This window comes from Spirosoma soli, assembly GCF_042684525.1.
GTDB classification, from domain to species: Bacteria; Bacteroidota; Bacteroidia; order Cytophagales; family Spirosomataceae; genus Spirosoma; species Spirosoma soli.
The window spans coordinates 123,463-137,417 of sequence record NZ_JBHULN010000013.1; the positions used below are offsets into that span (position 1 = coordinate 123,463).

At 50.0% G+C, this 13,955-nt stretch carries 13 protein-coding genes; 4 read left to right on the plus strand and 9 right to left on the minus strand.

Features of this window, described 5'->3' with window-relative positions; all coding sequences use genetic code 11:
- The first annotated feature begins 16 nt into the window (after window positions 1-16).
- Both ACFSUS_RS19715 and ACFSUS_RS19720 read left to right on the plus strand, forming a co-directional pair.
- The gene (locus tag ACFSUS_RS19715; RefSeq protein ID WP_381525456.1) at window positions 17-1,549 is read left to right on the plus strand and encodes a SusD/RagB family nutrient-binding outer membrane lipoprotein; all 1,533 of its coding nucleotides are present in this window, start codon (window positions 17-19) and stop codon (window positions 1,547-1,549) included.
- Between the two features lie 190 nt (window positions 1,550-1,739).
- Window positions 1,740-3,128 carry a vanadium-dependent haloperoxidase gene (locus ACFSUS_RS19720; protein ID WP_381525457.1) on the plus strand — a complete coding sequence of 463 codons (1,389 nt, stop codon included), beginning with the start codon at window positions 1,740-1,742 and terminating at the stop codon, window positions 3,126-3,128.
- A gap of 54 nt (window positions 3,129-3,182) precedes the next feature.
- On the opposite strand, the gene ACFSUS_RS19725 is transcribed toward ACFSUS_RS19720, so the two are convergent.
- The 8 genes from ACFSUS_RS19725 to ACFSUS_RS19760 all read right to left on the minus strand — a co-directional run bounded on the left by ACFSUS_RS19725 (window position 3,183) and on the right by ACFSUS_RS19760 (window position 10,482).
- On the minus strand, window positions 3,183-3,593 hold the full coding sequence (locus ACFSUS_RS19725) for a hypothetical protein (RefSeq protein ID WP_381525458.1): 411 nt from the start codon (window positions 3,591-3,593) through the stop codon (window positions 3,183-3,185).
- Entirely contained in the window at window positions 3,590-3,919 is a 330-nt protein-coding gene (locus ACFSUS_RS19730) for a hypothetical protein (protein WP_381525459.1), read from the minus strand. The genes ACFSUS_RS19725 and ACFSUS_RS19730 overlap by 4 nt, the downstream gene beginning before the upstream one ends.
- A 47-nt stretch (window positions 3,920-3,966) precedes the next feature.
- Window positions 3,967-4,581, minus strand: coding sequence for an RNA polymerase sigma factor (locus ACFSUS_RS19735; protein WP_381525460.1), 615 nt, complete (start codon window positions 4,579-4,581; stop codon window positions 3,967-3,969).
- Between the two features lie 175 nt (window positions 4,582-4,756).
- Window positions 4,757-5,809, minus strand: coding sequence for an L-histidine N(alpha)-methyltransferase (gene egtD / locus ACFSUS_RS19740; RefSeq protein WP_381525461.1), 1,053 nt, complete (start codon window positions 5,807-5,809; stop codon window positions 4,757-4,759).
- A complete protein-coding gene (egtB, locus tag ACFSUS_RS19745; RefSeq protein WP_381525462.1) occupies window positions 5,773-6,942 on the minus strand; it encodes an ergothioneine biosynthesis protein EgtB in 1,170 nt (389 codons plus the stop codon). The genes egtD and egtB overlap by 37 nt, the downstream gene beginning before the upstream one ends.
- A gap of 84 nt (window positions 6,943-7,026) precedes the next feature.
- Entirely contained in the window at window positions 7,027-7,299 is a 273-nt protein-coding gene (locus ACFSUS_RS19750; RefSeq protein ID WP_381525463.1) for a UBP-type zinc finger domain-containing protein, read from the minus strand.
- Between the two features lie 58 nt (window positions 7,300-7,357).
- Window positions 7,358-9,019 (minus strand): FAD-dependent oxidoreductase, encoded by a 1,662-nt coding sequence (locus ACFSUS_RS19755; RefSeq protein WP_381525464.1) that lies wholly within the window; start codon window positions 9,017-9,019, stop codon window positions 7,358-7,360.
- 83 nt (window positions 9,020-9,102) lie between these two features.
- Window positions 9,103-10,482 carry a sensor histidine kinase gene (locus ACFSUS_RS19760; protein ID WP_381525465.1) on the minus strand — a complete coding sequence of 460 codons (1,380 nt, stop codon included), beginning with the start codon at window positions 10,480-10,482 and terminating at the stop codon, window positions 9,103-9,105.
- Window positions 10,483-10,640: 158 nt separating this feature from the next.
- Between ACFSUS_RS19760 and ACFSUS_RS19765 the strand changes: the two genes are divergently transcribed.
- Window positions 10,641-11,576, plus strand: coding sequence for a ChaN family lipoprotein (locus ACFSUS_RS19765; protein WP_381525466.1), 936 nt, complete (start codon window positions 10,641-10,643; stop codon window positions 11,574-11,576).
- Window positions 11,577-11,697: 121 nt separating this feature from the next.
- Window positions 11,698-12,648, plus strand: a complete 951-nt coding sequence (locus tag ACFSUS_RS19770) for a DUF6624 domain-containing protein (protein ID WP_381525467.1) — start codon at window positions 11,698-11,700, stop codon at window positions 12,646-12,648.
- A gap of 152 nt (window positions 12,649-12,800) precedes the next feature.
- Here ACFSUS_RS19770 and ACFSUS_RS19775 read toward each other — a convergent pair whose 3' ends face one another.
- A complete protein-coding gene (locus ACFSUS_RS19775; RefSeq protein WP_381525468.1) occupies window positions 12,801-13,880 on the minus strand; it encodes a hypothetical protein in 1,080 nt (359 codons plus the stop codon).
- Between the last annotated feature and the right edge of the window lie 75 nt (window positions 13,881-13,955).

A 13,955-nucleotide genomic window follows, 5' to 3' on the forward strand; every position in this document is an offset into this window, starting at 1 on the left:
GCGTCCCACATTGACAATGAAAAAGACAAGATATATCCTCGGCCTGCTGACCCTACTAGTTTGCGCAAGCAGTTGCGAAAACGGGTTCGACCAGCTTAACACAAACCCAACGGCCGCCACATCGCTGAACCCAGTTTTTACCTTCAACAATGCCATGGTCGGCACGTCCTTCCAGGGCTCGACGCTCATTTTTGAAGGCCCTATCGTGCAGCAAATTTTTACTCCAAATTCTGGCATATTAGCCGGGGGTAATTACAACATCGATAACCGAGGACCAACGGGCGCCAATGGCGGAACCTGGCGGCAGTATTACCAGAACGTGATTCGGTATCTGGTCGACGTAGTGGCCAAGACCCAGAACGACGCCAGCCGGACTAACTTGTACAACATGGCTCGTATCTGGAAGGCATATGTGTTTATGGTTCTTACTGACACCCACGGCGATATTCCATACAGCCAGGCGGGCCTTGGCTATTTGGCGGGTAACGTAACCCCTAAGTACGATCCGCAGGAAAGCATTTACAACGACCTCATCAAGGAGCTTACTGAAGCAACGGCAGCTTTAGACGCAGCCAAACCTACTGAAGCTGGCGAAATTACATACGGGGGTGATATTGCCAAGTGGAAAAAGTTTGGTAACTCACTCCTGCTACGGGTTGGTATGCGCCTGTCGAGAGTTAATCCAACGTTAGCCCAATCGACCGTTCAAAAAGCAGTAGCGGGTGGTTTAATGCAGTCTAACGCCGACAACGCAGTTATCCGTAACAACGCCAACTACCAAAACCCCGTCGGCACTACGCTTAACTCGACGGAAGCCGCAAACTACTACCTGACCGGTACATTTGTCGATTACCTTAAATCCACTGCTGATCCCCGGCTATCATCAATTGCAGTACGATACGTAGGGGCCAAAAGTGGTCCGGAGCAAACAGCCGCCAGAGCCAACCGCGACCCGGCCGTTCAGATTGGTATGCCTCTGGGCTACGATAACGGTACGATTCAACCCAAAGCCATAGCCGATGGACTAGCTAGTTTTTACGACTATACGCAGTTAGACCGTACACGGATGGGCAAGTTTGATGCTCCCTGCTACCTGGTAACGTATGCTCAGACTCAACTATTGCTGGCTGAAGCGGCCCAGCGCAACTGGACGACGGGTAATCCTGCCGACTTTTACAATGCAGGCGTTACGGCGCACATGAAGCAATTGGGCGACTACGATGCTACCTCGCTAGTGTCAGATGCGAACATTGCCGCTTATTTGCAGAAGAATCCTTATGTGGCAGCTAATGCGCTCGAACTCATTAATACGCAGTATTGGATCGCTTCGTTTTTAAACGGCCCCGAAGCATTTGCTAACTTCCGGCGTAGTAAATTTCCAGCCCTGAAACCAAATCCATACCCTGGCAAGGAAATTACCGGAAACTTTATAAATCGATTGAGCTATCCGGATTCAGAGAATTCGGTCAACTCAATTAACCGGCAGGAAGCAATTACTCGGCAAGGCGCTGATAACCTGGATACCCGTGTATGGTGGGATAAACAATAAGTACACTACAGCTATTTTAACTCTGTTACCTGATCAGCCCGGCATGCCGGGCTGATTTTTTTGTCTGATTCACAGAGTAGATTCCAACGATTAACCGAATAAAGGAATCTTCTTAGTATCAGGCAAAGACGATTCTAACTTCGTTCTTACCGCATCATACTCTATGAGAAACCAGCTACTTAACTAAGTAATGACATCCAGGCAAGTACTCCTAAAGCTGTGGCTACTTTTTGGCTTCTACGCCCTGCATAGTTGTTCATCACCCTTTGTTAAGGAAGAGCCGGAACCCGATCCAGTTTTTCCCACCGGAACTCCCGTAGCTTTGTACAAGGCTGACGTAGCCATTGCCTGGGGCGATATGGCCCTGCGGATCACCGCTGGAACACCAGGCAATACGCCCACGTATGCATCCCGGGAGTTTGGCTATTTGGGACTGGCCATGTACGAGACAACCGTGCATGGTATTGCAGATCACAAGTCGCTGGCTAGGCAACTGACCGGATTGACCAGGCTTCCGCTTCCCAAGACAGACAGTGCCTACAACTGGCCACTGGCCTTAAACGCCGGACAGGCTTATCTACTGAAGAGGTTGTACGAGCATACGGCAGCCAATAACAAATCAGCTATCGATTCGCTGGAAACAGCCGTTCAATCTATCTATGGTGACACGACAAGCCGTAACGTAGTAATTCGGTCGGTAGCGTTTGGCCAATCGGTGGCAGCCGCTATTTACGAATGGTCGAAGACAGATGGAGGACACGAGGGTTACAAGAACCCGTTTCCGTTGGATTATAAGCTGCCTACGAAACCCGGTTCGTGGTTTGCCCCAACCGACGGTCAGGTAGCCATTGCCCGGGCCCTGCATCCGCGCTGGGGAAACAATCGAACGTTCGCATTAAGAAATAGCCAGATGGCCGTTCCTAAACCGGCATCGTATTCAAAAGATCCTAACTCGGAGTACTTCAAGCTCTATAAAGCTGTTTACGATACAAATAAGCGACTGACGCAGGCCGAGAAAGAAGCGGCCCTTTGGTGGGCCGACGACCCGAGCCAGACGTTTACCCCACCGGGGCATTCGTACAAGCTGGCCAGCATTGCGATTAAAACGACTAGGGCTAACCTGGCTCAGGCGGTAGAAGCCTACGCCCGCACCGGCATGGCTATAGCCGACGCGTTCATTTGTTGTTTCAAAACGAAATACACCTACCATAACGAGCGACCTTCTTCGTTTATCCGGGCGAATATTGACAGAACCTGGTTTCCTTTCTGGCCAGAGCCACCCTTTCCAGGTTTTTCTTCGGGGCATTCAACGCAGGGAGCCGCCACGGCCGCCGTGTTGACGGATCTGTTCGGACCAAATGTGCACTTCACGGACGATTCGCACGTGGGTCGCCCGAAAGACGCCATTCGCAATGTGGAGTTCAAAGCCCGTTCGTTCAATTCGTTCTGGGAAGCCGCCGAAGAATTGGGCTGGTCGCGCATCCTGGGCGGCATTCATACGCAGCAGGACAACGAAACGGGCCTGAGCGAAGGCCGAAAAATTGGGAACAACATCAATCAGTTGGCGTGGAAAAAATAAATATGCGCAAGCCGTAGCCTGGCCGCTTGAGCGCAAGCCTGGCCAGGATACAAGCTAAACCGCTGTTGTCGTTGGTCCTTGCTGATCGGATTGTTTGGGTTGAGGCTCGTTCCACCGCCCGCGCCCCCAGCCACCACAGCGGTTACGCCATTGGGCTTTCATTTGCTCGCGCTGTTCGGGTGTCATTTTTTGCCAGCGTTCGGCCATTTTCTGTTTCCATTCGGCCCGGCCTGGCCCAAATCCACGACGGCCATAGCCGTATCCACCCCGCCAGCCGAAGCCACCAAACAGAATCCGGCTTAAGACCAACAGCCCTATCGCCTGCCAAAACGTAATAGTCGATACGCCTACGATAGCGGGCAGCAGCGCATTCCAGAGCGTCATAACGACATACCCAATCAACCCCACGAAGAGTATTGCGAAGGCAAGGAAACGTAAACCCCGGCGAATCCAGAAACGTCTCATTCGTTTACTGTTTTTAGTTTAAAGCTTGTCGCGTGCTCCTGACTCGTGTTATTTTTTTCAGGTTTCCGATCGGGTTGACGGTGTTCGTGCCAGTGATTATGTCGGCCGGAATAATTACCGTGTCCGAAACCACCCCGCCACGGTCCACCAAAACCAAACAACAATCGGGTCAGAAAAAACAATCCTAATGCTTGAACGAACCGGAGACGCGGCCCATTAAACAACGAAGGAACAAGCCAGTTCCAGAGCCGCATGACAACGTAAGTCGCCAACAAAAATACGCCGATACCGAGTAGGACAACCCCAATTCCTTTTAAGATCATCATGACTTCTAGTGTTTATGTCCGAAACAGCAGGATGTTGTTTCGGAGGATCATTCATTAAAAAAATCATCATATAAGTCCCGTAATCGCTCGCGGAGATGCAGCACAGCGTACCGTTTGCGAGATAGTAACGTATTAACCGATACGTCCCACTCAGCCGCCATGTCCTTAAAACTTCGGCCTTCCAACTCATGCTGCACGAATACGTCGCGCTGTTCGGCAGGCAGTTCGGCCAGCGCATCCGTTAAGGCATCCATAAGCGTCTCACGGAAAAATTCGCTTTCAGGTCCCGAACCATCTGCCACCGACAACCATTCACCCAGAACCGGCGTTTCGCCATCGTCCCTATAGTCTGACGTATCCAGCGATACCGTACGTTCGCCGTTCGGCCGTGCTTTACGGTACCAGTCGCTGATTTTATTACGAGCCACGGCAAATAGCCAGGACGCAACGCGCTCGATAGGCTTCGCTAATTGATACGCTTCGGTTAACTCCATGAATACGTCCTGCAAAATATCCTCGGCTTCGTCGGGGTCAGGCAACCGTCGACGAATAAACGCCAGCAGCCGACTCCGTTCCTTACGGACGGTTTCACCAACCTGCTGAGACGCGTCGCGTTCAGTTGCGTTAGTAGTTGCCGGGCCATTTATTGCGGTTGTATTCACGTGCTGATTGGTAGCTTACCAATAACTTTCAGTAAGGTAGTCGCAATCAGAATGAAAATATTTTATAGAAGGTGCCGAATCCACTAACGAACCGGATAAATGGAGTTAAACGAAGTATAAGCGGCTAATAAAGGGGTTTTATAGTGATCCAGGGTTTAAGAACCCAGCAGCGAACCTAGCGTTTAGCGAACACGACGTCGGCGAAATAGCCTTTACTATCGGTAAACGACCCTACGACCGTGAACCCGGTGGCATACGCTAATTGGTTGATCTGAGCTTGAGTAAACTTCCGGGAGATTTCAGTGTGAATTATCTCACCGTACTCAAACGGAACGGTCATATTCAAAGCAGCGATCTGCACAGTCTGCGCTTTCTGACTAACCAAATAACTGCGGGCTTCACCGGTTTCGGGATTGTAAACTTCGTAATGATCAAAAGCAGCTAAATCAAAATTAGCGTCCAACTCCGAGTTGATTCGTCGCAGCAGGTTCAGGTTAAAGGCTTTGGTCAGCCCTTGTCGGTCGTTATAGGCCGCATGAATAATAGCCGGATGTTTCTGCAAATCAAAACCGGTCAAAACCAGATCCCCGGGCTGGAGCCGGTCGTGAAGCTGCTGGTAAAAATCGACCGCTTCATTAGGCGTAAAGTTGCCAATGTTAGACCCCAGGAATAAAACAACACGCCGAACATCCGATGCTCTAGAGAGCTGTTCGAGCGCATCGAAATAATCGTTGTGTTGAGGAGTAAGCTTTAGCCCCGGCCATTGCTGATGTACATCATCAACCAAGCCATCGAGGGCATCGGCCGAAATATCTACCGGCGCATACGTAAAGTCAACTTTTCGTTCATTGAAATATGACAGGAGTACTTTTGTTTTCAGGCCATCGCCCGCGCCCAGTTCCACCAATTCAAACGGGTCAGAGTCCGGCGAAAAAAGGCTCAGCAAATCAGCCTTATACGTATCCAAAATCTCATACTCCGACCGAGTCAGGTAATACTCGGGAGCATGCATGATTTCCTGAAAAATGCGGCTTCCCTCGGCGTCATAAAAAAACTGCGACGACAGGCGCTTGGGCATTTTTTGCAAACCCGTCCGCACTTCTTCCACCAGGGGCGAAGGGGTTGGGGCCGGGGGTAAAGCATCGATAGCCTCGACAGTATCTGAAACGGTTTGCCCTTCGCCCTCTGCCGTTAGCCCTTCACCAAACGTATTCCTGTGTACTGCCATCGTTTGTCAGGTTGAAAAAAATTGCGGTAGGTTGGGCGCGAGTGCCCATCGGGCGTAGCGACCGAGCCGCCACGCAACACAATCTGCCCACTCATGAATTTACCATTGTATTCGCCCACGGCTCCTTCCGCTGTTGAGAAGCCCGGATAAGGCAGATAGGCGGAGTTAGTCCATTCCCAACGCGAGCCCCAGTTTAATTGATCGGCTGCGGCTTCCCACTCAAATTCGGTGGGGAGACGCTGGTTTTTCCAACGGGCATACGCATCCGCTTCGTATTGACTAACATGGCAGACCAACCCATCGGGATCGACCGGCGTTAAACCGTCAAAGGTATAGTTGTGCCAAACCCCTTCGATGGAGTACCAATATAACGGCGCCTGAATGCCATTGGCTTTCACCCAGGCCCAGCCATCTGACAGCCAGAAGCGGAAGTTTTGGTAGCCGCCCGCTTTAATAAAATCTATATACTCACCATTCGTAACCAGATTGCCCGACAGAACAGTGTTATTCAAATATACCTTATGAGGAGCCAACTCATTATCAAAACAAAAACCCGCCGGATCGCCCTGGTAGCCGATGGTATAAATTCCCTCGCTAATTTCTACAGGAGAGTTCGATGATTCAGCCTGATGCTCAACAACGGGCATGTCGACAGCGGGAAACAGCGGATTATGCCCCAGAATATACTTGATGTCGGTGATGAGCAGTTCCTGGTGCTGCTGCTCGTGATTCAACCCAAGTTGGATAAGCGCTAACAAATCTGCGGAGATAGGAGCCGTATCCAGAAACCGGCTCATCTGCTCATCAACGTAAGCACGGTACTCGTATACTCCCGCAACGGTCGGACGGCTCAGGTTTCCCCGGTCGGTACGTAACACACGCCGGCCAACGGTTTCGTAATAACTGTTAAAAACGAAGCTAAAATCCTCGTGGAATATACAGTAATCAGGGACATTCGGTGCTAGCAGAAACGTTTCCCAGAACCAGGTCGTATGCCCAAGGTGCCATTTCGGCGGACTAACGTCTGCAATAGGCTGAACAACGTAATCCTCCGTTTCCAGCCCCCGGCAAATTACTTCGGAGTGCGCCCGGACGCGTAGGTATTGATCAGTAAGCGTTTGCTCGGCAATCATGAGTAGCTAGAATGGACGTATTTGTTGTCAGCATCTAATTGGTGTACCAACAGCAAATAAATAACTTCAAATGAAGGGCCTTGTTCAATATTGGGCCATTTGTTCATCTGCATAACACCACACCCACCGTTCACCGGGTTCGGCCGAGGCCACCACCGGATGATTGCTTGCCCGGAAGTGTTTGGTTGCGTGTTTATTAGGAGATGAGTCACAGCAAAGCGTGGTGCCGCAGGTTTGGCAAGTACGCAGGTGCACCCACGAATCGCCGGTTTTAATGCATTCTTCGCAGACGTACTCGTCAGCAGAACGTATATCTGTTAAAGCAGCCAGATGGGAACAAATTTTTTGGTTGAGCATGGTAGTAACGCGGGCGGAAGCCCGCGACTTAACATACCGCGGGCTTCCGCCCGCGTTACTAGTTTTCCGCTAAATATTTGTGAACGAAGCTGACGGCCATAGCTCCTTCGCCGACGGCTGAGGCTACGCGGTTCATGGCACCGGCCCGTACGTCGCCAGCCGCAAAAATGCCGGCGCTACAGGTTTCGAGCAGGTACGGTTCACGATCATGTTTCCAGACTTCTTTAAAATTAGCAAACCGAGTTAAATCACGTCCGGTAGCAATAAAGCCTTTAGGGTCTTTGATGATGTTCATCTCGATCCAATCGGTTAACGGTTTGGTACCGATAAAAATAAACAGACCACCCGCTTTCACTGTCCGCTGCTCTTTTGAATCCAAGTCTTGCAGAACGAGACACTCCAGACGCTCATTCCCCAAACCTTCCACGACTTCCGTACAGGGCAGCACCGTAATGTTGGGCGTTGCCTCAATCTGGTCAATCAGGTATTGCGACATCGTTTCGGTCAGGCTCGGTCGGCGGATGCAGATAAACACCTCCGAAGCCGTGCGGGATAGGTACATGGCCCCTTGCCCAGCAGAATTCCCTCCACCCACAATGTAAACTGGCTGGCCTTTAAACGCGTATGCCTCTGTTGTAGCCGCCCCATAGTAGACACCCGCTCCGGTGAACTTATCGAGGCTTTCATTCTCCAGTTTGTGATACGACACGCCCGTACTGAGCAAAATAGCCCTCGACACCACCTCTGAGCCATCAGCCATTTTGATGTGCTTGTACAGCCCCTGCGATTGAATAGAGATCACCTCCTGTGGAGCCAGAAATTCTACCCCGAAGCGTTGCGCCTGCGTAATGGCCCGCCGGGTCAGATCAGCTCCACTGAGTCCGTTCGGAAAGCCCAGGTAGTTTTCAATGCGCGAGCTAGTGCCCGCTTGTCCACCGGGCGCTCGTTTATCAATCAAAATTGTTCTTAACCCTTCGGAGCCGCCATAGACCGCTGCCGCCAGCCCGGCAGGACCAGCGCCAATAATGGCCAGGTCGTATAAACCTTCCGAGGCTTTTGGTTTTAAACCTAATTTCCCACCTAAGTCGCTCAGGGTAGGCTGAACTAGAACAGTACCGTCTTCAAGCACAACCGCAGGTAAATCTTTGTGATCAATGCTGTACAGATCGAGCAGTGGCTGCGCTTTAGGATCGTTTTCTACGTCTATCCACTGATATGGAAACAGATTACCCGCCAGAAAATCCTTTAACTCGTGCGACCGGGGCGAAAACTGATAGCCAACCAGTTTCAATCCCTGGAAAGTCGGTCGGTAATCGGATAACCAATCGCTCAGCAGATCGTCTAACACAGGGTAAAGCTTTTCTTCGGGAGGGTCCCAGGGCTTGGCAATGTAATAGTCTAACTGCACATCATTGATGGCCCGCACGGCCGCGTCGATGTCTGAATAAGCCGTCAGTAACGCTCGTTTCGCATTCGGAAACACCTTGCGGGCCTGAATCAGGAACTCGACACCGGTCATATCGGGCATGCGCTGATCCGACAAGAATATAGCGACCTCCTCCCCTTTTTTCTTCAGCTCAGTCAGCGACTCTAAGGCCTCGCGGGCTGATGTGGTGGCCAAAATGCGGTACTTCTTACGGTATTGCTGCCGCAGGTCATGCTGAATGGCCTGGAGCACCTGCGGGTCGTCGTCAATGGAAAAGATGATGGGTAGTTTCATGGATTAAAGAGCAAAAAGGCGAAAGAGTGAAGAAAGGCGAATAACAGTATGACCGTCAGCTATTCGCTCATTCACTCTTTCGCTCATTGTATCGGTAAGCAGATGCTGAATTCAGTTCGACCGGGTTTTGAATTGACTTTAATAGACCCGTTATGATGTTTGATAATACCCTGCACAATGTCCAGACCTAGGCCCGTGCCTTTTCCTATCTCTTTGGTCGTAAAGAACGGTTCAAATATTTTATCCTGAACATCGTCGGGAATTCCGAAACCATTGTCGATTACTTTGGTCAACACAAAGTTACGATCCAGCTGGCTCGTAATATCAAGTTGTCCACCGTCGGGCAGGGCGTCAATCGCGTTATCAATCAAATTCGTCCAGACCTGGTTTAGCTCACCTGCCCAACCACACACGGCGGGTAGGTCATCAGGTAACTCCGTCCGAACGGTGATGTGTTTATTTTTAAGCTTATGGTCGAAAAGCATTAAGGTATTACGTATACCTTCGGGCAGATGAACCCATTCTTTGCCCGCGCCCCGGTCCATGTGCGTGTAGTTCTTGATAGCGCCCACCAGCGTTGAGATACGTTTCGACGCTTCACTGATATCTCTGACCAGGTTTTCAGTTACCAGATTATTAACCAGCCAGTTGACGACACCGACCAGGTTCTCATCGCCGATTTTTTCCAGTATCCAGTCCAGATCATCAACCGTGAAGCCATATTCGACGAGAGGTCCTGCCAGGTCGACAAGATCGTCTACGCCATGATCGTCGAGCCAGTCGGTTAGTTCATCTTCCATACTGCTTCGTTCCAACAGCGTCATGGTTGGCGATTTTTGATCGACTTTTTTAAAGAACGCTTCATTGACAGCATCGACCTGTTCATCGTTCAGGCTAAGATGCATGATCGTTTTAAAGGCTTCCGGCGTAGCCCGCATGTGTTCCCGGAGCGTATCGGCCGAGCGTATCACGGCGGCTACCGGATTGTTCAGTTCATGCGCCAGTCCTGCCGAAAGCCGCCCAAGCGATGCCATTTTTTCTTCCTGTTGCGTGTGGCGGGTGAAGTCCCGAACGCGGGTCGTCATTTGATGCACCAGAGCGGCCGTTAGTTCATAACAGTTCTTTGTTAGTTCGGGCAGATGGTCCCGATGGAGTCGAAGCACGCGCGTTGGTTTATCGGCAACCATTCGGTTTGGGATGCTTTTCATCCGTGAAAAGGGTAGCACACCCAGCAACGCATGATCATCGTAGATCACAATCTCATCCCCTACGGTCGATCCATTATCAATGCGAATCCGTCCTTCCAGCAACAATATGAGGTAATCGACGGGCGTATTAGGTTTGTAGATGATGTGTTCCTGAGGGTAACTTTCCTCTTGCGCGCGCTCAATCAACCAGTTCAGTTGGTCGTCAGGCACACCTTCAAAAGCCGGAAATTGGCGTAGCGTTTCTAACAAGGTCATAATAGCAGGAAGGTTCTGGAATACAAACAGGTAACTAATTGCAAACGGGATTGGTTACGAAAGTAAACATTGTTAGCGAGTTGTAGCGAATGCCGTTCCGACCGGTTCGTGGTCATGGCCGTTATCGACATAACGTAACACTTTTAACGTTTTTCCTGATGCGTCTGATCTTACTTTTGCTTTGCCTGTTGGCCTTCGCCTTTCGTTCCCGACTAGACAGTTCCGGGCTGGATGGTCCCGATAAGCCTGCCTATCGGCTGTATGACCCGAAGCTAAAAGCAACAACCTATACTAAACTGCTCCACCAGGCCGCCGACGCTGACGTAGTGCTGTTTGGGGAACTCCATAATAACCCAATTTGCCACTGGCTCGAATTACAACTCGCTAAGGATTTGCAAACGCAGAAAAAAGGAAATCTGGTGCTGGGGGCTGAAATGTTTGAGACCGACAATCAAACTGCTCTTACTGATTACGTAGAAGGGCGTACAACGGGCAAAGAATTGTCCACTCAAGCCCGGCTCTGGCCCAACTTTGACACTGACTACAAACCGATTGCCGACTTCGCCCGTGAACAGAAAATTCCGTTTGTGGCGACCAACGTACCCCGTCGATACGCTAGCCTGGTGGCGCGTAAGGGCCTGACCGCCCTTGATACGCTATCGGCAGAGACAAAACGGCAGATCGCTCCCTTACCCTTAACGGTTGATTTAACCTTACCTGGGTACAAAGCTATGCTAGACATGATGGGTGGTGATAGCGGCCACGGCGGCAATACCTCATCGGGCAATCCGCACGCGGGTAGCTCCGATGCGGCTGCTAACTTTGCCCGTGCTCAGGCCATCAAAGACGCCACCATGGCTTACTTCATTTTGCAAAACCTGAAGGCCGGCCAGACGATGCTGCATTTTAATGGCGATTATCACTCCAAAAATTTCGAGGGTATTGTGTGGTATCTACGCAAGCAACGCCCGGACTTGAAGATCGTTACACTCTCTTCGGTCGAACTAGCCAATCCTGATAAGCCCGAAGCCGAAAACAAGAGCCTGGCTGACTTTGTGCTCGCCATTCCGGCGGACATGACCAAGACGTATTAATGGAATTGGCTGTTGTAAGCCTGGAGGTTACAACTCAGAACTGCACGTAGTTAACAATTATTAACTTGCCGGAACAGGTTGATACAGGGATATTTACAGTGATCAACACTGATTTAGCCTGATGAGAAATCTGCTCGCGGTTGTAGCTATTAGCTTAATCATCCAGCCTTGCTTTGGGCAAACAACCTATGCTGTGCAGGATACGGCTTATGTCCATGCTGTAGAACTGGCGCTCGATAACCTTAAAAAAGGTAACTGCCAACCTTGTCTTGACGTCTACAAGAAAGCATTCAGCATTTCGCAGAAAAGCGCATTAAGCACATTAAGGGCAGCTGTTTGCGCCTATCAGTGCGGACAAAGTCAACAAGCTCGCGCTTATCTGGAAAAAGCAATTTCATTGGATTGGTGGAGCTGTGAAGACATGTGGAAAAATAGAAAAGGGTATCCCGAATTTGACCCTTTACGAGTTAGCTTACTAGCAGTAGATTTTCAAAAAGATATTGATAAACAAAAAATAGCGGCTGGCCGGAATCCAACTCTTGAACGAGAGCTTGAAACAATCTACGAAACAGATCAAAGGCCAAGACTCAAGATGGATACGGTTGGTAAACTAGAGGGCTTCAAATCGCCACGAGTGGCATTGCTTTTGGAAGAGATGCGGCAAGCTGATTCCGTCAATCTACTTAAGATTGAGCAAATTATTCAACAATATGGTTACCCCGGGAAACAGTTAGTCGGCGACCAGCTATCCGTTACCGCATGGCTTGTTATTCAGCACGCGCCTTTACCGATTCAGGAAAAATATCTTCCTCTCATGCAAAAAGCTGCTGACAAAGGCGATTTAAGTAAAGGCAATATAGCCTTGTTGGTTGACAGAATTAGACTTCGAAATGGTCTAAAGCAATTATACGGCTCACAAATACATACACATTCTGACGGTAAGCCTGATGGATTCCACCCTATCGAAGATGAAATCAATGTAAATAAGCGACGGGCTGAAGTGGGACTAGAGCCCATTGAGGATTACGCCCGCCGGTTTGGGTTTGAGTACAAACCACCCACTAGCAAGTGACGTTGGTAATCAACAAATGAGGTTGTCGCTACCCTGTTGAGCATAGTCTCCAGACTACGCTCCGGCGTTACACGGTCTCTGACCGAAATATTAAGTTTACAATCAGACCGGTTAAAGACCGGATAACACCTTAACGTAGTCTGGAGACTACGTTAAACAGAAATCGGATAAGGCGGGGCTTTCATTAATACTAGATACTCAGCCACCAGCGCCCAGTTATGCGCTTCGCATTGCCAGCGCATCTGCATGAGTGAACGGCTGGCAAACTGGCGCAACCAAGGCTGTTCGTACGCCGTTAGGAGTCCAGCAATGAAGAAGTGAAAACTGTCAAAATCTCGCTCAATCAGGTTTACATCAATGGTAGGTGGTACTTCGCCCAGCCGTAGCAAAGCAATCGCCAGCACGATCTGTTCAACCCGATTTGTCGACTTAGTCAGCTCGTGTTGCGCATCGGTAATTAAACGCGTACGAATCGACGTTAATTCGGGAATACTAAACGCGGCCACTAACCGCGACACATGGTAAATGATCAGCGACGTTCGGGCGTAGTGCGGAGCACATTGAAACGGATCGGTTACGTATCGGCCGGTTTCAACTATGGAACGGATGTAGGTAAGTGAATCGATGTCGTGCTGATTGCGAGGCAGATCATACTGATACATGCAATACAGCATGTTACTGAGCGCACAGGCATCAAAATCAATACCCATGTTTTTCCCAAACCAGGTGGAGTACGCTTGCAAACCCTTGTAGTCCGGATACGTGTTCTGAATGGTTCGCTGGACGGTATTAGCGTGCTGGCTGAGCTTAACTTTCAACCAACGCAGGTCATCGACCGAAGGATCGGTCGTCAGATACACCATTGCCGTGTCGTCGATATCGTCGGGAATGCGAAAATGATCGAAGTGCCGAAAAATGTAGCCATTAGAGAAATGCTGCGAGGGGCGCGTCGGCCAGAAATTATACGTCTTCAAGCCATCCTTATTCCGAAACAAAGTATATGCCTCTATTGCCCTGAGGCTGATCTGATCAATCAATTGCTGCGATTCTACCGAAACTGAGGCCCGAAGTTGCTGAAGCGTAAACACGGTAATGGCCGTGAAAAACACATTGGTATCCAGCCGACGATAAAAAACGGTTGGGTTACTCCGAACAGAAGGAAACAAGCCAGACTTATCCTGTAGTTCGGCAATATGTTCAACAATACGAGCTGTTGTTAAATCACTCCTCATGGTTTGGGCAAAAGTACAGCTTCAGCCAGTTTGTTCTTCCAAAGAAATTAACAAAAAGGCCATCCTTCATTCATT

Coding starts and splice junctions, on each gene's coding strand:
- ACFSUS_RS19715 (WP_381525456.1), top strand. CDS start 17: ATGAAAAAGACAAGATATATCCTCGGCCTGCTGACCCTACTAGTTTGC.
- ACFSUS_RS19720 (WP_381525457.1), top strand. CDS start 1,740: ATGACATCCAGGCAAGTACTCCTAAAGCTGTGGCTACTTTTTGGCTTC.
- ACFSUS_RS19725 (WP_381525458.1), bottom strand. CDS start 3,593: ATGAGACGTTTCTGGATTCGCCGGGGTTTACGTTTCCTTGCCTTCGCA.
- ACFSUS_RS19730 (WP_381525459.1), bottom strand. CDS start 3,919: ATGATGATCTTAAAAGGAATTGGGGTTGTCCTACTCGGTATCGGCGTA.
- egtD (WP_381525461.1), bottom strand. CDS start 5,809: ATGGCAGTACACAGGAATACGTTTGGTGAAGGGCTAACGGCAGAGGGC.
- egtB (WP_381525462.1), bottom strand. CDS start 6,942: ATGATTGCCGAGCAAACGCTTACTGATCAATACCTACGCGTCCGGGCG.
- ACFSUS_RS19750 (WP_381525463.1), bottom strand. CDS start 7,299: ATGCTCAACCAAAAAATTTGTTCCCATCTGGCTGCTTTAACAGATATA.
- ACFSUS_RS19755 (WP_381525464.1), bottom strand. CDS start 9,019: ATGAAACTACCCATCATCTTTTCCATTGACGACGACCCGCAGGTGCTC.
- ACFSUS_RS19760 (WP_381525465.1), bottom strand. CDS start 10,482: ATGACCTTGTTAGAAACGCTACGCCAATTTCCGGCTTTTGAAGGTGTG.
- ACFSUS_RS19765 (WP_381525466.1), top strand. CDS start 10,641: ATGCGTCTGATCTTACTTTTGCTTTGCCTGTTGGCCTTCGCCTTTCGT.
- ACFSUS_RS19770 (WP_381525467.1), top strand. CDS start 11,698: ATGAGAAATCTGCTCGCGGTTGTAGCTATTAGCTTAATCATCCAGCCT.
- ACFSUS_RS19775 (WP_381525468.1), bottom strand. CDS start 13,880: ATGAGGAGTGATTTAACAACAGCTCGTATTGTTGAACATATTGCCGAA.